Genomic DNA, 23,123 nt, shown 5'->3' on the forward strand with positions numbered 1-23,123 from the left:
CCGGTGCGGAGATGCCGCATCGGAGAACAGGGAGGGGAATCGAGATGATCGAGAACGCACTGCAGGAGTTGAAGACCCGAATCGTTCTGTTCGGCGTGGAGGACGAGGGCATGTCGACCGCGGAGTACGCGATCGGCACCATCGCGGCCGCGGCGTTCGGGGCGGTGCTGTACACGGTGGTGACCGGCGACAGCATTGTGTCGGCCTTGACGGGGATCATCGATCGAGCGTTGAACACTGCCGTCTGAGCCTGGGCGGTGACGACGGGGCTGTGACGGTGGAGGCGGCGTTCGCGATCGCGTCCATCGTTGCGGTGATCGTGGTGTGTATCGGGGCGATCGTGTCGGTGACGATGCACATCGGCTGCGTCGATGCGGCCAGGGAGGCAGCTCGGTTGGCGGCCAGAGGGGATGCGGACCGGGCTGTGTCTGTGGGGGAGAGGGTTGCGCCGGAGGGGGCTCTGGTCACGGTGACCGAGGATGGGGAGTTCTTCGTCGCGCGGGTGGAGGTGGCGAGCCCGCTGCCGGGATTGACGTTGTCTGCGGAGGCGGTTGCTGCTGCGGAACCGGTTGCAGCGGAATGAGAACGGGCCTGCGCGACGACGAGGGTGGCGCCACGGTGTTGGCGGCGCTGGCGATGTCGGCATTGATCGCGGTCGTCGTGCTGGTGATTCATGTCGGCTCGGCGGTGAGTGCTCGTCATCAGGCGCAGTCGGCGGCCGATCTCGCTGCGTTGGCCGGTGCCGGGGCCCTCGATCGTGGGGTGGCCGATGCGTGCGAGACGGCGCGATCAGTAGCGAGCAGGATGTCGACCGATTTGCGGGAGTGCACGATCGAGGAGTGGGACGTGATCGTGACGGTGGGGCAGCCGGTGTTCCTGGGTCGCTTCGGAATGTCCGACGCCATCGCCTCGGCGCGGGCGGGTCCGGGGTGAGGGGTGAGGGCCCGCCCGTCCGCCCGAATCCGCAAACGCGCGCGCGTTTGCCAGGTGCGCACGAAATCGCCCCGTCTGGCCGGCGATTTCGCGAGCGTTCAGCGAATGCGCGCGCGTTTGTGTCGAAACCCGGCGTCGACAGTCCGGCTGCAGCGGTCAGTGTGGCGTGACTGTGCGTGCCTCGGACTGCAGCGGGGCGAATCGAGTGAGTTGAGTGACGTGCTCCGGGGTCAGTTCCGCAATCGAATTGACCTGCAGCAGTTGCATGGTGCGCACGATTTCTTCGCGCAGTATCTCGATCATGCGGTCGACGCCCTCGCGACCCCCGGCCATCAGGCCGTACAGGTACGCCCGGCCGACGAGGGTGAACGATGCTCCCATCGCGATCGAGGCGACGATGTCGGCACCGTGCATGATGCCGGTGTCGACGGCTACTTCGAAGTCGGAGCCGACTTCGCGGACGACCTGAGGCAGCAGATGGAAGGGAACGGGAGCCCGATCGAGTTGTCGGCCTCCATGATTGGACAGGATGATCCCGTCGACTCCCAGTTCGGCGAGACGGACCGAATCGGCTACCGATTGAACACCTTTGACAACCAGCTTGCCGGGCCAGATTTCCCGGATGACGTCGAGATCCTCGAATGAGATCGACGGATCCATCGCCGAGTTGAGCAGTTCTCCGACCGTGCCGCCGGTCGAAGACAGCGATGCGAACTCGAGCTTGGCCGTCGTGAGGAAATCCCACCACCACCAGGGCCGCGGAATGGCGTTGGCGATCGTCGACGCGGTCAGTTGCGGCGGGATGGAGAACCCGTTGCGCTTGTCGCGCAGGCGAGCTCCGGCGACCGGTGTGTCGACCGTGAACAGGAGGGTGTCGAAGCCTGCCTTCGCGGCGCGTTCGACCAGCCCGAACGAGATGTCGCGGTTGCGCATGACGTAGAGCTGGAACCAGTTTCGCCCATTCGGGTTGGTGGCCTTGACGTCCTCGATCGAGGTGGTGCCCAGAGTCGACAGGCAGAACGGAATTCCCGCAGCTCCGGCTGCGGCAGAACCGGCGTATTCGCCCTCGGTCTGCATCAGTCGAGTGAATCCCGTCGGGGCGATGCCGAACGGGAGCGCGGACGGCCCGCCGAAGACCGAAGTCGAGGTGTCGACGTGGGAGACGTCCCGCAGGATCGAAGGGTGGAATTCGACGTCACGGAAGGCCTGACGAGCCCGCGAGAGCGAGATCTCGGCGTCGGCGGCACCGTCGGTGTAGTCGAATGCCGCGCGCGGGGTGCGTCGACGGGCGATGGTGCGGAGATCGTCGATGGTGAGTGCGGCATTCAGGCGTCGTCGACGCAGATTCAGATCCGGTTTCTTGAACGAGAGGACCTCGCGCAGGTCGGTAGCTTTGGGCATCTGCCGGTTGATGGGCATGTCACGTTCTCGATTCTGTGGGCTGATCCTCTTCCCACCACACCACCCGAGGTGTACGCAGCGACGAGCAGGGTCCACCGACGACACCCGAAAAGACGAAACCCGAAATGAGGACCAAAGTAACTAGTGGCAGCGGCCCGGCCGGCGTCATCGTGGACAGAAGAGACGTCCGCGTCTTCGTGCCCGCCTGACCCGACACTTTCTCGAAAGGTGTGAGAGCGCCATGAACGCTGTGCATGCGAAGTCGACGCAGGGGCCCGTGGTCACCGCATCGCGCCGACTCCACTGGTCGGAATCGCCGTCGTGATCGCCTACATCGTCGTTGTTGCGGGCATGCAGTTCGCCTCGGGGATCGATTACGGCGATTGGTTCGCCACTACCGACAATGTGTACCGAACCGCGGTCATTCCACTGTTGGTGGGATCCATTCTTCTCGTTGCGTTTCTCTACTGGGCGCGATGGGACTCGATATGGCGGGACTCGGTGCGGCTACCCATGTCGATCGTTCTCTGGGTGCCGCCGATTCTGTTCGGTCTTGCCATCGTCCCGCGGCTGATCGCTGTCGACTGGGCGGTGATCGGCGCAGACCTGATCGTGGCCGTGGCTCTGACGGCGGTGCTCGTCGGATTCGCCGAGGAGGTGCTGTTTCGGGGAATCTTCCTGCGCAGCATGCGAAGCGGCGACCGGCCGGAGGCCTGGTGTGCGGTGTGGACAGCGGTCGCGTTCGGTCTGTTCCACATTCCGAACATCTTCATGGGACAGGGACCGTCCGGCATCTTCCAGGTTGTGCTGGCGACGTTCAGTGGCTTCGTTCTCTACCTGTTCCGGCGCGGGTTCGGGCTGATCGTCGTCGCGATGTTCTTCCACGGACTGTGGGACTTCTCGGTGTTCCTCGACGGAGACTTCGGCGAAGGGGTACTACACGATCTGAGCCTGCCTGCGCTTCTGCTCGTCGTCATCGCGACAGCTGTCGCTGCTGTGGTCATCGTCAAACGTGAACGCGCGGTTGTGCGGTGAACCCTGGCTCATGGTTCGCGAGTGATGGCAGCCAGGACAGCGGTCAACACTCGAACAGCACCGTCCTTGTCCAAGGGATCGTTGCCGTTTCCGCATTTGGGCGATTGCACGCAGGACGGGCAACCGGTCTGGCATTCGCAGGAGACGATGGCGTCTTTCGTAGCCGCGAGCCAATCGGCGATGGCCACGTGACCGCGATCCGCGAAGCCTGCTCCGCCGTCGTATCCGTCGTAGACGAAGACGGTCGGTAGGCCCGTATCGGGGTGCAGTGCCGTCGACACTCCGCCGATGTCCCAGCGATCGCACGTCGCCACCAGGGGCAGCAGTCCGATGGCGGCGTGTTCTGCGGCGTGCAGCGATCCGGGGAATCGTTCGTACGGAACTCCGCTGTGCTCGAGCAACTCCGGGGTGATGGTGTACATGACGGCTCGGGTGTCGAGAGTCTGTGCGGGCATGTCGAGTTCGATGGAATCGAGAACCTCGCCCGAGAGGAGGCGTCGGAGATATCCGACTACCTGATGAGTGACGTTCACCTGCACCAGTGCGACTCGTACCTCGCCGTAGTCGACGGATTCGTGCACCGCGGTGATCGAGATGTCGGTGATCTCGCGAGCCGAGGTGTTCCACTCGGGCTGCTCCGCGTGGACCAGTGCGAGACCGGCATCGAGATCGAGTTCGTCGACCACGAACGACTCACCCTGGTGGATGTGGACGGCACCCGGGTGGGCGGTGGCGGGAGCGCGGCCGCCGTCGACGGTGCCCAGCATGCGGCCGGACTCGCCGTCGACGATGGCCACCTGCACCCCGGTGCCGCCGCGAATGTTCACCGCACCGTGCGGTGAGAGCTGCTGGCCCTCGGGCGTGATGAACCACCCGTGTGGACGCTTGCGCACGTAGCCTTTCAGCTCGAGCTCTTCGAGAACCGATTCCGCGTTCAGTTCCTCGGCTTCGACGAGGGTGATCGGCAGTTCGACTGCCGCGCACAGTAACTGCGGAGCCAGGATGTACGGGTTCGTGGGGTCGGTGACGGTGGCCTCGACGGGCTTGTCCAACAGTGCCGCCGGGTGATGCACCAGATAGGTGTCGAGCGGGTCGTCGCGCGCCACGAGCACCAGCAGGGAGCCCTCCCCGCGTCGTCCGGCCCGGCCGCCCTGCTGCCAGAACGACGCGACGGTACCGGGGAAGCCGGCGACGATCACCGCGTCCAAACCGGCGATGTCGACGCCCAATTCGAGCGCATTGGTCGTGGCGACGCCCAACAGGGTGCCGTCGGACAGATCGGATTCGAGTTTGCGCCGATCCTCGGCCAAATACCCTGCGCGATAGGCGGCGACGCGTCGTACCAATTGCGGATCGACGTCGGCGAGAATTCTCTGGGTACCCAGCGCGGTCACCTCGGCTCCGCGCCTGGACCGCACGAATGCCAGAGTGCGCGCGCCCTCCACCAGTAGATCGGCCATGATGCGCGACGCTTCCGCGCCCGCGGACTTCCTTACCGGAGCACCATTTTCGCCGGTGATCTCCTTGAGCAGCGGTGGTTCCCACAGGGCGACGGTGCGGGCTCCGTGTGGGGATCCGTCTTCGGTGACTTCCGCGCACGGCGCTCCTATGAGGCGACTTGCGGCCCGCCCCGGTTCGGAGGTCGTCGCACTGGCGAGAACGAATACCGGCGATGCTCCGTACCGTGCGCACAGGCGTCGCAACCGGCGTAGTACCAACGCGACATTGGATCCGAAAACGCCACGGTAATAGTGGCATTCGTCGACCACCACGTAGCGGAGGTTGCGGAGGAAGCGCGACCACCGCTCGTGCGAGCCGAGGATGCCGAGATGCAGCATGTCGGGATTGGTGAAGATCCATCGTGCGTTGGCACGGGCCCACTGGCGAATCTCGATCGGCGTGTCGCCGTCGTACGCGCTGGGGAATACCTCGGCGAGTTCGTCTGATACCGAACGCAACTCGTCGGTGATCGAGATCGTGGTGCGCAGCTGATCGGCACCGAGTGCCTTGGTGGGAGCCAGATACAACGCCGTGGCCCGAGCATCGGCGGAGAGCGTCGTCAGAATGGGGAGTTGGTACGCCAGCGATTTGCCCGACGCGGTGCTGGTCGAAAGCACAACATGATTGCCCTCGGCGGCGAGTGTTGCCGCACGTGCCTGATGCGTCCACGGTTGTGCGATCCCACGAGAGGTGATCACCTGCACCACTTCCGGGCCGACCCACGACGGCCAGGAGGCGAACTGCGAGGCCCGTGCCTGCAGTTCGGCGACGTGGGTCAACGGGCTCTCGCTCGCGGGCGATCCCGCCAACACTCGATCCAGCAACCGCTGCCCGTAGCTCCCGACATCCGCACCGCCGTGCGGATGGTTCTCGCTCACTGCCGGTCTCCATGCATTCGTTCGATCTACAAGTGCCGTCGGGCTCTTCGCGACCTGGGATCCTCATGCTAGCGCGGACCCTGCTGGGCTCCTTCGTGCCCTGGTGGAAGCGGCTATTCACCTGTCGGAGGTTGTCCGTTTCGACAACACGGACAAAATGTTCGAAAACGGTCGACTTTCGACTGTTGCGAACGCGGAACTCATGGTTCACTTGAGCCGGTCGCAGCTTCTGTGTTCGTTCTACGCTCGCAGGATCTATCGTTGCGGGCGCGGTACTGGAAGAGCTCGTCCGTCAGGGGGAATCCTGAGGGGGATTCAGGAAAGTGCAGCGGTCGGAACCGGCCCGATGGACCGAAAGTGCGCTCCATCGAATCCGGTGTTAGAAAGAGAAGGAAAAGCATGGCTCAGGGAACTGTGAAGTGGTTCAACGCCGAAAAGGGCTTTGGATTCATCGCACCAGAAGACGGCTCGGCTGACGTCTTCGTCCATTACTCCGAGATTCAGGGCAGCGGCTTCCGCACCCTCGAGGAGAACCAGCGCGTCGAGTTCGAGGTCGGCCAGGGCACCAAGGGTCCTCAGGCAACGGGCGTTCGCGCAGTCTGATTCTCTTCTTTTCGGAGTCGAGAACCGTCATCCCCCTTTTCCAACGGTCGTACGAGGCCGATGGAAAAGGGGGATGTTTCGTTTCCGCGAACCACCGGGGAGCGCCGAAAGCCGTGAGCGTGGGCGTCGATGTCCTAATGTCCATGCTGTGAACCAGCTGTCCTTCTTCTCCGCCGAGTCGTTGCCGCCCGCGGTGACCGATCTCAGTGGGCTGCTGGCTGCCACCGGCCATGTCGTCACCTCCGCGGGTGCGGCCCGAATTTCCGTCGTCGTCGACGCTCGATGGCGCGCGGATGCCATCGCCGAACTCATTGAGCAATGCGGTCTGACGCCGGAGCTCGGTCGATCGGAAGAGGACAGGCCACTGGTGCGTACTGCGTCGGTGCCCGAACTGTCCGCGTTGGCGTCTCTGTGGACCAAGGGCGCTGTCAAGGCCGTCCCGCCCGGTTGGGTGCCCGGTTCCCGCGAACTGCGCGCCTGGGTGCTCGCGTCGGGTCGTCCCGAGGCAGAGGGAGAGCGGTACGTGCTCGGTCTCGATCCGCATGCGCCGGAGACTCACGCAGTCCTCGCCCAGTCGCTGATGCGCGCGGGCATCGCGCCGACGCTCATCGGCACTCGTGGGTCCAATCCGGGCCTCCGAATCACCGGTCGACGCCGGCTGCTGCGGCTCACCGAGAACGTCGGCGAGGCTCCACAGAACGTGGACGCACGTACCAATTGGCCCCACGCCGAGTAGGCCGATCTGTGACTGATCTGCGAGTATTTGGCCGACGTATGTCAGTCTGTTAGTAGTGGGACAGGCAAATCTGCCTGTGAAAACGCACTAGGGAAGGTTCGGCAGCAAGGTGGCAGCACGTAACAACGGCACGGGGGACAGCTCCGCCGAGCCACGTCGTCTGGTCATCGTCGAGTCTCCGACCAAGGCAAAGAAGATCGCCCCGTACCTCGGGAGCAACTACGTCGTCGAGGCCTCCGTCGGCCACATTCGCGACCTTCCCCGCGGTGCCGCGGACGTTCCCGCCAAGTACAAGGGCGAGCCCTGGGCGCGTCTCGGCGTGGACGTCGACCACGACTTCGAGGCCCTGTACGTCGTCTCGCCCGAGAAGAAGGGCAAGGTCGCAGAGCTGAAAAGCCTGCTCAAGGACGCCGACGAGCTCTATCTCGCCACTGACCCCGACCGCGAGGGTGAGGCCATCGCCTGGCATCTCCTCGAGACCCTGAACCCCAAGATCCCTGTTCGACGCATGGTGTTCCACGAGATCACCAAGCCGGCCATCCTCGCCGCTGCGGCCGATACCCGCGACCTGGACCAAGACCTCGTCGATGCCCAGGAGACCCGTCGTATCCTCGACCGTCTCTACGGCTACGAGGTCAGCCCGGTGCTGTGGAAGAAGGTCATGCCGAAGCTCTCGGCAGGCCGAGTGCAGTCCGTCGCCACCCGCATCGTCGTCCAGCGTGAGCGCGAGCGGATGGCCTTCCGCAGTGCCGAGTACTGGGACATCTCCGCCACGCTCGACGCCGGAGCCGACGCCACGCCGCGCAGTTTCGGTGCCCGTCTGGTCAATGTCGACGGCAATCGCGTCGCCGCCGGTCGCGACTTCGGGGCCGACGGCAAGCTCAAGTCCGATGCGGTGACCGTCCTCGACGAACCGCGTGCCCGACGCCTCGCCGAGGCTCTCGAAGGCGTAGACCTGACGGTCGCGTCCGCCGAGGACAAGCCCTACACCCGCAAGCCGTACCCGCCGTTCATGACGTCGACGCTGCAGCAGGAAGCCGCCCGCAAGTTGCGCTTCAGCTCCGAGCGCACCATGCGTGTTGCGCAGCGACTGTACGAGAACGGCTACATCACCTACATGCGTACCGACTCGACGACGCTGTCCGCGTCGGCGATCTCGGCGGCGCGCACCCAGGCGACCGAGCTCTACGGACCGGAGTACGTCCACCCGATGCCGCGTCAGTACACCCGCAAGGTCAAGAACGCGCAGGAGGCCCACGAGGCCATTCGCCCGTCCGGTGACGTCTTCCAGACGCCCGGTCAGTTGCACTCGGCCCTGCAGACCGACGAGTTCCGCCTCTACGAGCTGATCTGGCAGCGCACGGTCGCGTCGCAGATGGCCGACGTTCGCGGAACCACGCTGACACTGCGCATCACCGGAACCGCCGGAACCGGCGAGGAGTGCACGTTCTCCGCATCGGGTCGCACCATCACGTTCGCCGGCTTCCTCAAGGCCTACGTGGAGAGCGTCGACGATCAGGCCGGCGGACAGTCCGACGACGCCGAATCCCGTTTGCCCGCACTGGTTCAGGGCCAGGCCGTCACTGCAACCCAGCTCGATCCCGACGGTCACACCACCAACCCGCCTGCACGATTCACCGAGGCGTCGCTCATCAAGACGCTCGAGGAATTGGGCATCGGTCGACCGTCGACGTACTCGTCGATCATCAAGACCATTCTCGACCGCGGTTACGTCTACAAGCGCGGCAGTGCGCTGGTGCCGTCGTGGGTGGCGTTCTCGGTGGTTGCGTTGCTGGAGGCGCACTTCGGGCGTCTGGTGGACTTCGACTTCACCGCAGGCATGGAAGACGACCTCGACGCCATCGCGGGAGGCCGTGAGCGACGCGGCAATTGGCTGCAGAGCTTCTACTTCGGCGGTGAGACCGGTGCCGAGGGTTCGGTGGCTCGCTCGGGTGGCCTGAAGAAGATGGTGGGCCAGAATCTCGAAGAGATCGATGCCCGCACCATCAACTCCATTCGGCTGTTCGACGACGCCGAGGGTCGCGAAATCCATGTGCGCGTAGGCCGTTACGGTCCGTATCTCGAGCGCATGGTGAAGAACGACGACGATCCCGACGGCGATCCGATCAGCCAGCGCGCCAACCTGCCCGACGATCTTCCGCCGGACGAGTTGACGATCGACTTCGCCGAAAAGCTGTTCGCCACACCGCAAGAGGGGCGCAAGCTCGGTGTGGATCCGCTGACCGGTCACGACATCGTCGCCAAGGAAGGCCGTTTCGGGCCCTACGTCACCGAGATCCTGCCCGAGCCGGAACCCGAGCCGACGCCGCCTCAGCCCGACATCGTGCCGATTCCGTCCGGCAACGACGGTGACGGTGGCGGAGGCGTCAAGACCGCGGTGAAGAAGGCGGCGGCCAAGAAAGCTCCGGCCAAGAAGGCGGCTGCCAAGAAGGCGACCGGCCCCAAGCCGCGCACCGGTTCTCTGCTCAAGTCCATGGATCTGGCGACCATCACGCTCGAGGATGCGCTCAAGCTGCTCTCGCTGCCCCGCGTCGTCGGAGTCGATCCGGAGTCCAAGGAAGAGATCCTCGCGCAGAACGGTCGCTACGGCCCGTACCTGAAGAAGGGCACCGACTCTCGCTCGCTCGCCGACGAGGATCAGATGTTCACCGTCACGCTGGAAGAGGCGCTGAAGATCTACGCCGAGCCCAAGCGTCGGGGTCGTCAGGGTGAAGCCAAGCCGCCGTTGCGTGAGATGGGCGTCGACCCGATCAGTGAGAAGCCGATGGTGATCAAGGACGGTCGCTTCGGGCCGTACGTCACCGACGGCGAGACCAACGCCAGCCTGCGCAAGGACGACGACGTCGAGTCCATCACCGACGATCGTGCGTCGGAGTTGTTGGCGGACAGGCGTGCTCGCGGACCGGTGAAGAAGAAGGCACCGGCCAAGAAGGCGGCTGCCAAGAAGGCTCCGGCCAAGAAGGCCGCAGCGAAGAAGGCTCCGGCGAAGAAGGCCGCTGCCAAGAAGACGGCCACCAAGACGACGACGAAGGCTGCTGCGAAGAAGGCACCGGCGAAGAAGACCGAGAGCGAATAGCCCGCGAGCTCGAAGTTATGGATGGGATTTCGGCCGAATGCGTCCATAACTTCGAGTTCGGCGATTCTCGGCCGCGCGAGCCGTACCTGCCCGCGCCGGGGTAGTCGGTCCCAACCGTTAGGGTTGCGTGCATGGCGGGTGTGTTCGATCGATTGGTCGGTCAGGAAGATGTCGAGGCCGATCTGACGGCCGCGGCGGTGGCTGCTCGCACCGGCGTCGACTCGTCGGCGATGACGCATTCCTGGCTGTTCACCGGCCCTCCCGGATCCGGACGTTCCATCGCCGCCCTGTGCTTCGCCGCGGCATTGCAGTGCACCACCGAGGGCGTTCCGGGGTGCGGGCACTGTCAGGCGTGCTCGACGACCATGGCCGGTACCCACGGGGATGTGCGACGCGTCGTGCCCGAGGGATTGAGCATCAGCACCAAGGAGATGCGCGACATCGTCTCCATCGCCTCGCGTCGACCCAGCACCGGGTTGTGGCAGGTGGTGGTGGTCGAGGACGCCGACCGGCTTACCGAAGGTGCCGGAAACGTGTTGCTGAAGGTCGTCGAGGAGCCCCCTGCCAAGACGGTGTTCCTGCTGTGTGCGCCGTCGGTCGACCCGCAGGACATCTCGGTGACGCTGCGTTCGCGGTGCAGGCACGTCTCGCTGGTCACGCCCACGGTGCCGGCGATCGCGCAGGTACTGCAGACCCGCGACAAGCTCGACGCCGAGACTGCGGAGTGGGCCGCGTCGATCAGCGGCGGCCACGTGGGCAGAGCGCGTCGTCTCGCCACCGACGAGGATGCGCGAGCGCGTCGCAAACGTGCACTGGCTCTGGCGTCGGCTGCGGCTCGCCCCAATCAGGCGTACCTCGCGGCCGAGGAGTTGGTGAAGGCCGCCGAGGACGAAGCCAAGGAGATGAGTGCCTCCCGCGACGAGGCCGAGACCGAGGAATTGCGGACGGCTCTGGGTGCGGGCGGTACCGGCAAGGGTGCGGCGGGTGCGCTGCGCGGCTCGGCCGGGGTGCTCAAGGATCTCGAGAAGCGGCAGAAGTCGCGTGCCACCAGGACCGGTCGTGATTCACTCGATCGCGCGCTGATGGATCTGGTGGGCCTGTATCGAGATGCGCTCGCGCGCTCGTACGGATCGACCGCGACCGCCACTCACCCCGACATGGCCGAGCAGGCCGAGCGCATGGCAAAAGCCGTCTCGCCCGAGGCGCTGCTGAAGAGCATCGAGGCGATCCTCGAATGCCGAGAGTCGTTGGCTGTCAACGCAAAACCGAAATTCGCCATCTACGCGTTGGTCGGGACGCTGGGCGACGTGCTGCGCTAGTCCTGCGCTTTCTTCCGAGCCCGCGAAGCTCGAAGATTGGCAACGTTGCCGCAGGTCTTCACGTCGTGCCAGACGCCACTGTTGTTGCGTGAGCGGTCGTAGAAGGCGGATCCGCAGGCCTCGTTCTTGCATCGCTTGAGTCGGCGCCACGTGTCCGCCTGTTGCGCGAGAAGCACTTCGGACCAGATCTGCGACGCGATGTAGGCGGCACCGGTGCCGGTGGGCGAGAGTCGGACGGTGCCGTCGATGCCCGGAACGAGCTCGACTGGAACAGCCGGCCGTGCAGCCATATCGCCTGCAACGGCTGCTTCCACATCGGACCGCAATGTCCGTAGCGCGGCTGCGTCCTCGTTCGAGAGGGCCGTCCCCCAGGTGGAGGACGCTGACTTGCCGTCTGCGATGAGGTCGGGCAGGTCGTACTCGTCGATGGCTCGCGTGTTGAGCAGATTCTGCACCACCTGCAAGCCGTCGGGTGCCGGCGCGAGGCGGAAGCGCTCCGTCGGGGACAGGGACATATGTGAACCCTATTTGACTATGTCGCACTGGTCAACTAGGAATGACAGAATCAAAAACATTTGACCTCTGTCTCGAAAGGTGACGGCCATGGTGTCGATTCAAGGAGCAACAGTGTTGGTGACCGGCGGTCAGCGCGGTCTGGGCAAAGCGACGGTCGACGCGTTGCTCGAACGTGGGGCCGCGAAGGTCTACGCGACGGCGAGGAGCCCGCGCGAGGACTCCGATCCTCGGGTGGTGCCGGTTGCCCTCGATGTCACCGACGCCGATTCCATTGCAGCGCTTGGTGATATCGCGTCCGACGTGTCGATCGTCTTCAACAACGCAGGCGCTCCCGGGACGACACCTCTGCTGACGACCTCGATCGACGACATCCGCGCGGTGTTCGAGACCAACGTGTTCGGCGCGCTGCGAATCGCTCAGGAATTCGCGCCGATCCTGAAGTCCAACGGGGGCGGCGCGCTCGTCGACATCCACTCGGTGCTGTCCTGGCTCGGCGGCGCAGGCGCGTACGGGGCGTCCAAGGCGGCGATCTGGTCGGTCACCAACTCGCTGCGGCTCGAGCTCGCACCGCAGGGAACCCTCGTCGTCGGGGTGCATCTGGGATACACCGACACCGACATGATCGCCGAGCTGAACGTGCCGAAGAACGACCCACGCGATGTGGTGCGCCAGGTCCTCGACGCCGTCGAGGCCGGCGAGACCGAAGTGCTCGCCGACGACCTGACCAGGCACGTCAAGGCGATCCTGAGCGGGCCGGCAGAGGGACTCGGGCTCGCAGGCTGATCGCCGGGGGAGGCGATTTTCGTTTCGACGTGATGCTCCGTTAGACTCACCAACGCCGAAAGGCACGCCGCCTTAGCTCAGTCGGTAGAGCATTTCACTCGTAATGAAAAGGTCAAGAGTTCGATTCTCTTAGGCGGCTCCACCAGCAGGCCCCTGGCATGCACCAGCGTGTTGGGGGCCTTTTTGGTTAGACGACCAGGTGTCCTGTGTGATCACGTTGTGTCAACGTTCGATCCGGCGCAACGTAGGCAGACGTCGCTCGGCAGTTCGAAGTTGTCGACCGATTTGGTCCACCCACACGCCTCGCAGCGCTTCTCCTTCGATGGGCGAGATGGCTTCGACGCTCGTTTGGCCCGACATCGTCTCATCGCCATCTGCGACCTGTCGTGTGAACAATTGCGGTGATGTCCCATGGGCGCTGGCATGGCAGCGATCGTGAGAGCGATCGAAAGACGCTGAGATCGGTCGCCGAGAGCCCTCGCACGTCGACTGTTCGATCGCGCCTTACGTTGCGTATGCGCGTGGCTGACGGGCGGTGTGGTGCTTTATTGGTCGCGGTCACCTTCTGCGAACTTAGCGATGCCCTTAGTGAGGTCGACGACGTTTACTCCTGATACGGCCAGAATCCATGATGTCAGCTCGGGAGTCGCAACGAGGAGCACCCCCAGCGCGATGGATAGCTGCAGGAACACAAGGGTAAGTAGGCTGAGTCGCGCAACTTCAAGAGAAACATCGCGCGTCTTGGCGATCCATGACGTGCCCTCATCCAGCGCTTGGCGTGTCTCTTCGTCACCGGATACGAACTCAGACTCAAACTCGTTCAGCGCATCGGCATCGACCTGATCAGTCGAAACTAGTTGAAGAGTGCCAGGAATTTCTTCCGCAATCGGTATCGGTGTCGTTCGCCTGAGACGACGCGATAGGGTCTGAACCCAAGCTGCGTCGGGCGGGAGAGGAATGGCGGGCAACTGGGCACCGATAGTGCGCGTGAGCTGATCGACCGCCTTCTGAATTGTGTCGAGCTGATCGACCTGCATGGAGCCAAGGGCGGCCTCGTACTGGGAGAATGCTGTCGTGATCTGTCGGTTGTGCCGCCGCAGTTGCTCGGTTACCTCGTGCATCTGCCTTGATGTGGGGATCGCTCCCTGTTGTTGCTTTTCGGCCATCACCCGCTGAACTTCCGCGATTGCCTTCAGAGTCTGTGCGTCGAGGCTGCGAATTGTTGCCAACGTGGAACCTTCCGCTTCAGCGCGAGTGTCCGTCTTCAAGACACAATACGGGCGGAGCAGCCGCTGTGAGCGAATTCCGGGATCGGAACCATGACACCGTTCAGGACGTCCAGTCGAGATGGGCTAGATCGAGCGGGTGGTGTGGATACGCTCGGCGCGGGAGGTTCGATGTGGGAAGTTTTTATCGGTGCGGCCGTCGCGCTCGTAAGCGGATTCGGCGGGGCGTGGTTACAAGCACAAAGCAGCAAACAGCTGTTGGCAACGCAGCTAGCGGATGCAGAGAATGCTCGAGAGGAGGCGTATGCGCGAGAAGACCACACGAGATTTGCAGAGCAGAAGCGGGCTGCGTACGCGTCGCTGATGTCCAACTGGTCCAATCTCGACTACAGGCGTGCCGAGGCCGATGAAGCAGTTGCCGCGGCGGCGGAATTACCAGAACCAGACCCGTTGGACGGTGGGGCACTGTCGCAGGCCCGCGACCTTCACGCCGAAGCGGCCCGATTGTCGGAGGAGGTCCATCGTATGCTGGAGGCGGTGATCGCTGCGATGGAGACGGTCCTTTTGCTGGCTCCCTCTGAAGTACGTGACGCTCTGCCTGAGTCCTCTGCCCCCGAGGCAGCGCGCAGTGCCTTTCTCAAGGCTGCCCGGCTTGATTTGGGAATACCCGACTAGCGACAGAGTTCAGTGTCGTGAGGTTGTTTGGTGGTAGCTGGCCAGCGAGTGAACCTACGACCGTGCACGACGCGGGACGATCGCTGACGCGGCTTCTGCGGCTGCGAGGGCAACGCCGGGGTAGACCGCTGTGTACGTGTTCGCTGTCGTCGCGAGATCCGCGTGACCGAGAGTTTCCTGGACTACCTTCATGTCGACGTTGGCTGCGAGCATGAGCGACGCTGCGCCGTGCGGAGGTTGGTCATGAAACGGAGTCATCGTCCTGAGCGACCGCCGCGATATGCATCCAGCGAGCTATACGACCATTCTCGATATGCAGGTTTACAAGCAGTGGCGCAGAACCGCTATGCGGCAACGGAAATTAACAATCCCCGCGCCCGACCCGGCAAGCAATCCTAGACCGCGTCGAGCACGAACGGCCGCGGGTCAGAACCACCTGGGGTTCGACGATAGCGAGACCTCGGCTTAGTCCGAGTAGGGAGCCAAGGTCGAGTCGCCAGCCACGACAAGTGCATCTACCAACCGTTGCCAGCTTGCTAACGAGGCGGCATCCAAGATTGCCGGCCGGATCTCGACTAGCCAGTTCGAGAGCGAGAAGCTCCGTCGGGTTACCTGCTCTACGTGTTCGAGCGCAAGATCGCTGACCCATGGAAGTCCGACTCGAACCTGGTCGTCTGGTGTCAACACACGGACGAAGCTGATCAGGTGATCGACACACGTTGCGTGTCCTCGAGCCGTTGGGAGCCATGCCTCCACTACTTCGACAAGCGCACGTGGGTCCCACCAGACGATGGGTGTTTCGTCCAACTCGCGGTACAGATACGAGACTTCTCCGGCCGGGTTAGGGATAAGCGACGCTCGGGCATAGTCGCCATGGTGCCGCCCACCGAACGGCTCGTGGTCTTCTGTGTAGCCCAGGACACGATAGACGACTTCGGGCCAGAGTCGGGCAAGCGTCACCGCCCGGCTTGAGGACTCCTCCGCCGCAGATGACAACGCCCGAAGGAAAGAGCCGAGTAGGTCAGAACGATCGGCGAACGCATCCAGGTGCTCGAAGAGCAGCGCTGGGTCTCCGTTCTCGACGATTGTCAGAAGGGCGCGAGCCGCATTCAAGGCATGCGTGCCTCGGTCGTCGGTATTTCGCTCGTGAGCAAGGAGTGCCCGTCGTTGTGCGTTGACGACGTCTCTGAACAGGTTGGCGGCCTCTCCGGAGACGCATGTGTCAGCCACGGCGGTGGGTGCAAGTGCCCGAAGGGCGGCATCGAGTCGGTCGAAGTAGATGGCGTCGTCCGCAAGCGCGCTCAGTGCCTCGCCGATCGGGTCGTCCAGCTGCAGGATGGATCGACGACCGGTCTCTGGATCCCAGACCCCGAAGGCGCAGTCACGCATCGACTCGCTGATCAGCTCTAGTGCCGTGACGTGATGGCACGGCTTCGTGCTCGGGCACGAAGTCTGCCACAGGTGATCGAGACCGCGCGCCAGGTGAACACGGACCTCGTTCGGCAGCGCTTGAGCCAACGCTTTCGCGGCCTGCTCCACTCGCAAATAGGTCGCCGATCCGTCGTCACCATCCACGAGAGCACGGGTGCGCTGCGCGCCCGGCGATAAGAGCAGGGGCAGAATGCGAGCGGCGGCGCGGTCAGCGCCCTGCTCGAAGTACGAGGCTTCGGATTCAAATTGACGCTCTTGTACCGCCGCTCCGGCGATCGAGATGATGGTGTCGACTGCGAACCGAAGGGACTCGTCCGGCAGCGCGACGCCGTCGATCAGATGGGCTTTGAGTGCTGCAGCGATGACCGAGGCGGGGGCGTCCCACTTCCCTCCCGCGCTGAGGCCCGGAGGGTCCGCAATGAGTTCCTTGGCAATCTGCAAATCCGCAGTCAGCGTCTCTGCGGACCGTGCTGCGGCCGTCCCATTCTTGGCGTTGATGTAGTACTCGACGAAGAGTCGCGTCGCTTCCTTACCGCGCTGGATGTCGGCGCTTCCGCTCTCGAGGGCCTTGAGAAGGGGCTCGGGCGGCGTGCTCTGGATCATAAGCTGGCCGTCTTCAGTTTGCTGCGCCGTGTAGGTGTCTCGGTCCATGCCGCTCGCCCATCCGCGCGCGCTCACCAAATATTGCTCAACCTCGGCGTCACTAGCGTCGGGAGCGGCAGCTCGTATCGCCTGCTCTTTTCGTTGAACCAGGAGTTGAGCCAGCTGACGATACTCCTCAGCGCGACCGTCGTCGGCACGGAGCACGAGCTCCATCGCCACCTCGCGCAGTGACCATTCTCGGCGCTCGGCACCCGCCACACCGTCGGACGATGCCTTCAGGCCGCTGGATTCGTTCACGACGCGACCAAACTCGAGATGCCAGATTGATGGCTCCGACAGGTAGGGATCGAGTAGCCCGTTGGTCTTACCAATGTGGCGTACGAGTAGCCCCACGACGAACCCGACCATAGCGAGGTTGTCGCAGCCGTCGAGCAACATGGCAACGATCTTGCCCGGAGCTATACCAATTTCGATCAATTGGTCGCAGACTCGTTCGAGGGCTTGGAGGGCGCTCATACAGGGGTACGGACCCACGCTCGTTCCGCGGTACCAATCGTAGACGTGCGGGTCACCAACGTAGCTGCGTGCGGTGCCCGCGATGTGCAACTCAGTCGCGTACTCGGCCGGGTCTTCGTCGGAGACGGATCCGCTGTAGTAACGATTGCTGGCCAAGCTGCGCAATCGAGCCCGAGCTGCGTGGTTCAACATCCGATTGATTACATGCACGCCGCCTTGGAAGTCCGACTGGAGCAACGGCATAAAGGACCCGTAGTACCAGGCCGCGTGTGGAGCACCGAAGCCGTGGTACTCGTGATCACGAACGCCGTCTTCGTATAAGCCGGACCCGTCTTCGTCCTCGTCCAGGTAGTAGGCGGCAGTCATCTTGGCGAGAAAGCCCTGTGCACGCGACGCAAGAGCGCGGCCTGCAAGCGCGCCCTCGACAGCCGGACCGAGATCTATCGCCGACTCGTCGGCCACTTGGCGAAGCAGTACCTCGCCGTCATCACTGAGGTCAGGGCCAAGAAGCGCCAGCAACTCGACCATCACTTTGTCGGTGACTTCGCGCGGGAGCTCCCGCCTCCGACGCGGGCGACTGCGCGGGTAGCCGATCTCGCGGAACATGTGGCTTTGCGCGGCCATGCGCTTGTCGCGCTCTACCTTGTCAGGAGTCCGCGCTGCGCGCGCAGCTTTCACGGCGGCCTTTTCGGCCCGCTGCCTCTCGTCCGCCGCTGCACAACGAGCAACCAGCTGCGCACAGAGTTCCACGCGCAGGTCACTGCCCGCCGGAGTGTCCGCAGCAATATGCGCCCTCAGCCAGTCTCGAACTAGTTCCTGTAGCTTCTCGTCGCCGAACCACGGGGTTCCATTACGGAGCAGCTGTCTCACTACCGGCTCTACGACAGAGAGCCGGACAATGCCTGATACTAGATGTCGCTGATCCGTTAGGCGACACAAGCGATGCAGACCAGCCTTGTTGTCGGTGGCCAAGTCGTCCCACGCCTCGGCCAAAATCAGTCCAGGGTCGGCAAGCGTAAGCAGTGCCTCACTCGGCACATCAGCCCACCGCTCGCCATGTCCCGCTGCGACGACCGCACCGAACGCATGCTCAAGACGGGCGAAGCGGCCACGAAATGGGTTGTCGGCCGAATCTGGCGCACCTAAGTAGAGCTGCGAAGCGAGCCGCGCAGCTCCTAGCGACCACCGAGGCATTCCGGCGGCAAGGAGTTTGACTGTCGGGTTTTCCGTCGCGAGGAGGAGACGAGCGACGGCGTACCGCCGAACCTCATCGTGGGCGAACTCGGGACCGATCCTGAATGGCTGGTTCGTTGGCGTCTGCAGGAGGCCGTCTCGCCGAAGGCCGGCGAGCGCCGCCGCGTCGAGCGTTGCGAGAACCGGCAACGGGTCCGCGCGCGTGACCGATAGTTCAGCGAGCTGAAGTATGACAAGTTCGCGAGCATCTGGCGTGCCTCGATCCGACTGCTCGTGCCGTCGAACCAGTCCCGCCCAGATCTGCTGCATCGCATCTCCGTCCGTGAGGGGCAAACCAGAGACCCCACCGCGGATCAGCAGGTCAACCACCACGAGTCGCCTAAGCAGCTCTCGTGCCTGAGCGTTGTTGGCCAGTGCAGAAAGTTCTGGGAAGGCGGCGACCAGCTGATCGATTTGGGCGTCTGACAGCGCATCGATCTCGAAGTCGACGACCGTGCCGTCACAGTGCTCCGCGACAGCATCGTGAACGAGCTTTCGAATGTCGTTGGTCGTCAGCGCCACGATGCGCACGTTGCTTTGTCGAGCGGCAGCGACCAAATGCCCGAGCTGCTCCAGTTTGCGTTCGGCTACCGCGTCGGCACCGTCGATGATCAAGAGCCTTTCCGGCGCACTCATTTCGGCCAATACCGCCTTGAGCGGCGCACCTAAGGCCTGCTCAAACTCCAGGGCGGTTGCTGGCAGGTGACGAAGGTTGAGTACGAGGGCCTGGGCTTGGTTGCCCTCTTCGTACGTAGCGGTTGCTGCCTCGATCACGAGGGCACTCTTCCCGACGCCCGACTCGCCGCGAACGATGACCGCCGAGTTTGCCAAGGCGAGCGACCGCAGCTCCCGGACAGTGGCGGTGCGATCAACATGTTCGTGGTGATCGCCATCGGAGGATGTCACTTGACCTCGAACGGCATCGACGGCCCGCTCATGGAGACCGTTCAGAAGTTGCCAGGCCTTCTGATGCCGTCGCGTCGTCGAAGCCAGGACATCGTGCGCATCGCGTCGAAGTAGGTCGAGATCGATGGCACCGGCGATGGGCGCGTACTCAGCAGCGAGGGCACCCAGTCGATCCCGCAACTGGATTGCGCCGGAGAGATCGTTTCCGGTCGCGACTTCGACCAGATCGTTGGTGATGACCGCCCAATCCGATTCGTCTGGGGATTCGAATCGAGGCATCAGGACTTGGAGGCGTGTGAGCAGGAACCAGGTGCGTTCGCTTACCGTCGCAGCCCCGGGAGCAACGCCGTCGGCAGCATCCTGCATCGCCAGGCGAACGAGCGCTCCGATGTGTTCCAGGCGTTGTCGCAGGCTCCGGTCGAACCGGTTCGGCTCCTGGATCAGCGCAAAGAACGCCTCGGGGTCCGACTGTCCGCGAGCGAGCCCGGACAGCTCTGCAAGCTGGGATGCGTGAGGTTGTGGTCCGGCAACCACCAGACCAACCAGGTGATCGACGTCGGTGCCGAGGTCCTTCCTTAAATCACTCAGGAGGGTGCCGATCAGCTTCCGAGCCTTATCGTCGCTCTTGATGAGCGAGGGCTCTCTGCGGATGGCGAGTGCGAGTACCAATGACGGGTTGGATTCGTTTGCCCGGCGGGCGCGGACAACCAAGTCATCCACAGCGTGGTCCGGCGCTTGTTGGAAGGACACGCTCGCGATGGAACGTCCTCCACCCAGTTCGGTGGCTCCCGATCTTGTGAGCATCTTGGCGAGGTAGTTCACCGCGACCTTGCGCTCAAATGTGACACCGCCCCCGCCGGTTGCGTAGGGACTCATCGCCGCACCAGCGCTCGCAACCGCCTCTTCGGAAGTTGACTCAGTCATCTCGGCTTAACGACCTCAACGTCATGACGTTGGCCAAACCAATTGCTGGCCCCGTCTTTGGCGAGCCAGGCTCGATGATCTTCGTAGTTGGGCAGCACTCGGCCAAGCAGCGTCCGGAAGGCCGTCCGTGTCCTGCAGGCACGCAGAGAGCAGGGATGTCACACACATCACTCTAGAAGCAGGTGCCGACCAGAGCGGGCCGGACCCGCCCGCGCGTTGGGCGATTGGTGGCCGGGTCGTGTTCGAAGCGGATCCAACGACCGCCAATACGTAGGCCGCAGTCATAGCTGGTGCCCCTACTTAGGCATCACTGTCGCGCTTCGCCATTGACACGGTTGGCATACCTCTGACCGATTGCGAACCACAGGACTGGGCCGACCGCCGGTAGCACGAACGCGATGACCAACCAGCCAATTTTCACCAGCACGCCGATGTGACGAGCGCGCCCGATCGATACGGCCGCGACAATGAAAAGTGGCGCTATTACGATGCAGGCAAGCTAGATGCGACGAGCGTACCGAGTACCCCTGTCGGCACAGGCAATCCTGTTGGAAGCCACCCGCGATTTACAACGGTGGACCGCCGGTCCCTGCCCTCAGTGGTCGCGCCCCGACGGCCCACCGTTGTCAGGCAAAGCCTGCCGTGACTGACTGCACCAGTACTCTGTAATGATAGTCAGTGCCGATAGTATCTCTTACGACTTACTTGCTGTTCAAAGCTACTAAGGGACCCACCTCAGCCGTTATTTCGTTGTCGAGGTCGCCTGCCTCCCCAGCCGTATGCACGTCTGTGCGACAGTGGCTCCGACGGCGAACGCTCCATTGGAGACTCACTTGGGGCGCAGCCCGCACAGCACAAGAGTGGCCCGTAAGCATCTGTCGGTGGTCAGGTGTATTAGTTACATCTACGAACAGTCGATGGTCACAGGGGCGGAGGACCAATGAGCTCACTCAGGCTAATTAGATCCGCACCCGTAGCGACGGACCGTCGCCTCGATAAGGTCAAGACGAGCCTCTGTCGCCCGCAAGAGGCGTCGTGAAGGCCTCCACGCGCGTCCGGACCACGGCCTACATCGTCATTGGCGCATACTCGGTGGTGTTCCTCGTCTATGGCATCTCGTTGCCGCACGCCGCGGGCAAAGTCCTCGGTTTTCTACCCACCGTGTTGGCGTTGCTTTTCGGGGCGTATGACACCTACGCATGGCACTGGGGCCCGCTGTTACGTTTGGCCCGCCAGCCCTACCTCGTCGGAACATGGCACGGCGAGCTGACGTCTTACCGCAGGGATGACGACGGAGTGCCAATTGACTCCACCCATGAGGTTTTCTTTGTGATCCGCCAAACGCTGACCACGATTTCGATCACCATGATCAGCGCAGAAAGCAAGTCTCGGTCGGCCGCGGCCCAGGTAGTCCAGCATCAGGCACAGGACTTCTCCGTCCAGTACCAGTATCAGAACGAGCCCCGTCTTGAGTTCAGGCAAGCGGGCAGTGCGACGCATACGGGTGGGTCCTCGATCGAGCTGGGCGGCCTGCGTCCCATGACGCTCACCGGTGAGTACTGGACCGCTCGCGAGACCCGCGGCACCTATCAAGCAAGTCGAGTCGGAAAAGATCTTGTCAACACGTTCGACGAGGGGCAGCGGATGGTGCGGGAGACATGGGAAATCTAGTGGACTGGGAAGCATGGCTGCGCAGTGCTGCAAAACGGCCAAGTGACAACGAGGAATCGAAGCGCGATCGCACCGAGCAGCAGATCCGTGCTGCTCTCGACGACTACGGGCCGCTGTCGGGCAAGTACAGAGTTTACGTCAAGGGTTCGTACGCCAACAACACGAACGTCCGGCTGAACTACGATGTCGACGTAGCGGTTGAATACACGGGCTACTTCTATTCAGACCTTTGCTTCGACCTCCAGGGTCACGACGATTCTGAGGTTGGTGTTTACGCCTCATACGACACGTACAGTCGAGAAGACTTCAAGCGAGACATTAAAGCTGCACTTTTCGAAACCTTTGGCTCAGACGCTATCGAGATCGGGAAGATTGCTTATCGCGTGCGGGAAAATAAGACAACCCTGCCGGCTGATGTAGTGCCCTCGTGGGAATATCGCCGCTACGACCGAATTGATGCTTGGGGGGACCCTGTGGTGCATGTGGGCTCACGCGTTTACCCGAGTACTGGTGGATATAAGAACAACTTTCCGAAAATTCAGGTGACCCGCGGCACCGAGAAAAATGATCGAACGCACCGGCGGTACAAGCGGATGGTTCGCTGTCTAAAGAAAATGCAGACTCGTCTAACGGACGCTGGTGTGCTTGAAAACGAACTTCCTTCCTACCTGGTTGAGTGTCTTGTTTACAACGTGCCAGACTCCTTGTTCAACAACTCGACCTACCTGGAAGATTTTCGAAAGGTCGTCGGCGCTATTTGGGGATCGACACAGCCGAACGGCGACTGGGGTGAGTGGGAAGAGGTGCATGGCCTGCACTACCTGTTCAAGGGAAGTTTCGCTGGCATGCGCGCAGACGCGCACACCCTTGCTGACAAAGCCTGGGACGAGGTCGGTATTGAATAACTCTGCGCCAAGCGAAGCTAGCGCCGCCTGAAGCAAGAGCAGTGCGGCGGCCCGCATGCCATCACTCCGGACCCGGCCCGACTAGGGTTTGAAGAGCCGTGGCTCAGCGCCGGACGTGGCGGTCACTGGTGGCGTGGGCGAGCGCCACCGACCGGGATGTGTCGTCCTCGATCTCCGCATTCATCTGGCAGAGGTTCGTATACGAGACTCAGGGCTCGATAGCCCGCTCGAT

At 63.2% G+C, this 23,123-nt stretch carries 19 protein-coding genes, 1 tRNA gene and 1 pseudogene; 14 read left to right on the plus strand and 7 right to left on the minus strand.

Annotation, left to right across the window (positions count from 1 at the left end; all coding sequences use genetic code 11):
• The first annotated feature begins 44 nt into the window (after positions 1-44).
• Genes CH295_RS12555 through CH295_RS12565 form a run of 3 tightly spaced genes read left to right on the plus strand, consistent with a single transcriptional unit; the run spans position 45 to position 933 of the window.
• Positions 45-248 (plus strand): DUF4244 domain-containing protein, encoded by a 204-nt coding sequence (locus tag CH295_RS12555; protein WP_037187877.1) that lies wholly within the window; start codon positions 45-47, stop codon positions 246-248.
• 23 nt (positions 249-271) lie between these two features.
• Positions 272-583 carry a TadE family type IV pilus minor pilin gene (locus tag CH295_RS12560; protein ID WP_094632332.1) on the plus strand — a complete coding sequence of 104 codons (312 nt, stop codon included), beginning with the start codon at positions 272-274 and terminating at the stop codon, positions 581-583.
• Positions 580-933 (plus strand): Rv3654c family TadE-like protein, encoded by a 354-nt coding sequence (locus tag CH295_RS12565; protein ID WP_094632334.1) that lies wholly within the window; start codon positions 580-582, stop codon positions 931-933. The genes CH295_RS12560 and CH295_RS12565 overlap by 4 nt, the downstream gene beginning before the upstream one ends.
• A gap of 156 nt (positions 934-1,089) precedes the next feature.
• Here the strand turns inward: CH295_RS12565 and CH295_RS12570 are convergent, their stop codons facing one another.
• Entirely contained in the window at positions 1,090-2,352 is a 1,263-nt protein-coding gene (locus CH295_RS12570; RefSeq protein WP_094740870.1) for an alpha-hydroxy acid oxidase, read from the minus strand.
• A gap of 303 nt (positions 2,353-2,655) precedes the next feature.
• Between CH295_RS12570 and CH295_RS12575 the strand changes: the two genes are divergently transcribed.
• Complete coding sequence (locus tag CH295_RS12575) at positions 2,656-3,369, plus strand: CPBP family intramembrane glutamic endopeptidase (protein ID WP_094740871.1); 714 nt, start codon at positions 2,656-2,658, stop codon at positions 3,367-3,369.
• Positions 3,370-3,377: 8 nt separating this feature from the next.
• Here CH295_RS12575 and CH295_RS12580 read toward each other — a convergent pair whose 3' ends face one another.
• Positions 3,378-5,747, minus strand: a complete 2,370-nt coding sequence (locus CH295_RS12580) for a DEAD/DEAH box helicase (protein ID WP_094740872.1) — start codon at positions 5,745-5,747, stop codon at positions 3,378-3,380.
• 399 nt (positions 5,748-6,146) lie between these two features.
• Between CH295_RS12580 and CH295_RS12585 the strand changes: the two genes are divergently transcribed.
• From CH295_RS12585 to CH295_RS12600, 5 genes and pseudogenes are all read left to right on the plus strand, one after another.
• Positions 6,147-6,350, plus strand: coding sequence for a cold-shock protein (locus CH295_RS12585; protein WP_005248460.1), 204 nt, complete (start codon positions 6,147-6,149; stop codon positions 6,348-6,350).
• Positions 6,351-6,498: 148 nt separating this feature from the next.
• Positions 6,499-7,086 carry a hypothetical protein gene (locus CH295_RS12590; protein ID WP_094740873.1) on the plus strand — a complete coding sequence of 196 codons (588 nt, stop codon included), beginning with the start codon at positions 6,499-6,501 and terminating at the stop codon, positions 7,084-7,086.
• A gap of 109 nt (positions 7,087-7,195) precedes the next feature.
• Positions 7,196-10,183, plus strand: a complete 2,988-nt coding sequence (topA, locus tag CH295_RS12595; RefSeq protein WP_094740874.1) for a type I DNA topoisomerase — start codon at positions 7,196-7,198, stop codon at positions 10,181-10,183.
• Positions 10,184-10,330: 147 nt separating this feature from the next.
• A pseudogene (locus CH295_RS28605) lies at positions 10,331-10,369 on the plus strand (hypothetical protein).
• Positions 10,366-11,502, plus strand: a complete 1,137-nt coding sequence (locus tag CH295_RS12600) for a DNA polymerase III subunit delta' (RefSeq protein ID WP_502694498.1) — start codon at positions 10,366-10,368, stop codon at positions 11,500-11,502. The pseudogene CH295_RS28605 and the gene CH295_RS12600 overlap by 4 nt, the downstream one beginning before the upstream one ends.
• On the opposite strand, the gene CH295_RS12605 is transcribed toward CH295_RS12600, so the two are convergent.
• Complete coding sequence (locus tag CH295_RS12605; RefSeq protein WP_094740876.1) at positions 11,499-12,017, minus strand: CGNR zinc finger domain-containing protein; 519 nt, start codon at positions 12,015-12,017, stop codon at positions 11,499-11,501. The genes CH295_RS12600 and CH295_RS12605 overlap by 4 nt on opposite strands.
• 88 nt (positions 12,018-12,105) lie before the next feature.
• On the opposite strand from CH295_RS12605, the gene CH295_RS12610 reads away from it, so the two are divergent.
• Positions 12,106-12,801 (plus strand): SDR family oxidoreductase, encoded by a 696-nt coding sequence (locus tag CH295_RS12610; RefSeq protein WP_094740877.1) that lies wholly within the window; start codon positions 12,106-12,108, stop codon positions 12,799-12,801.
• Positions 12,802-12,867: 66 nt separating this feature from the next.
• Positions 12,868-12,943 (plus strand) — tRNA-Thr (locus CH295_RS12615).
• A 403-nt stretch (positions 12,944-13,346) separates the two neighbouring features.
• On the opposite strand, the gene CH295_RS12620 is transcribed toward CH295_RS12615, so the two are convergent.
• Positions 13,347-14,030 carry a hypothetical protein gene (locus tag CH295_RS12620; protein ID WP_141217013.1) on the minus strand — a complete coding sequence of 228 codons (684 nt, stop codon included), beginning with the start codon at positions 14,028-14,030 and terminating at the stop codon, positions 13,347-13,349.
• A 141-nt stretch (positions 14,031-14,171) separates the two neighbouring features.
• On the opposite strand from CH295_RS12620, the gene CH295_RS12625 reads away from it, so the two are divergent.
• Entirely contained in the window at positions 14,172-14,702 is a 531-nt protein-coding gene (locus CH295_RS12625) for a hypothetical protein (protein ID WP_094740879.1), read from the plus strand.
• A 54-nt stretch (positions 14,703-14,756) separates the two neighbouring features.
• Here CH295_RS12625 and CH295_RS12630 read toward each other — a convergent pair whose 3' ends face one another.
• From CH295_RS12630 to CH295_RS28515, 3 genes are all read right to left on the minus strand, one after another.
• Positions 14,757-14,960, minus strand: coding sequence for a tyrosine-type recombinase/integrase (locus CH295_RS12630; RefSeq protein ID WP_094740880.1), 204 nt, complete (start codon positions 14,958-14,960; stop codon positions 14,757-14,759).
• Between the two features lie 207 nt (positions 14,961-15,167).
• Positions 15,168-20,315 (minus strand): hypothetical protein, encoded by a 5,148-nt coding sequence (locus CH295_RS12635; RefSeq protein WP_141217014.1) that lies wholly within the window; start codon positions 20,313-20,315, stop codon positions 15,168-15,170.
• Positions 20,316-20,622: 307 nt separating this feature from the next.
• Positions 20,623-20,805, minus strand: coding sequence for a PLDc N-terminal domain-containing protein (locus CH295_RS28515; protein ID WP_094740882.1), 183 nt, complete (start codon positions 20,803-20,805; stop codon positions 20,623-20,625).
• Between the two features lie 545 nt (positions 20,806-21,350).
• Here CH295_RS28515 and CH295_RS12645 point away from each other — a divergent pair.
• Entirely contained in the window at positions 21,351-21,986 is a 636-nt protein-coding gene (locus tag CH295_RS12645) for a Cap15 family cyclic dinucleotide receptor domain-containing protein (RefSeq protein WP_094740883.1), read from the plus strand.
• Positions 21,974-22,891 carry a nucleotidyltransferase-like protein gene (locus CH295_RS12650; RefSeq protein ID WP_094740884.1) on the plus strand — a complete coding sequence of 306 codons (918 nt, stop codon included), beginning with the start codon at positions 21,974-21,976 and terminating at the stop codon, positions 22,889-22,891. Before CH295_RS12645 ends, CH295_RS12650 begins: the two co-directional genes overlap by 13 nt.
• Positions 22,892-23,123 lie beyond the last annotated feature (232 nt).

The organism is Rhodococcus sp. 14-2483-1-2 (genome assembly GCF_002259405.1).
Classification (GTDB): Bacteria; Actinomycetota; Actinomycetes; order Mycobacteriales; family Mycobacteriaceae; genus Rhodococcoides.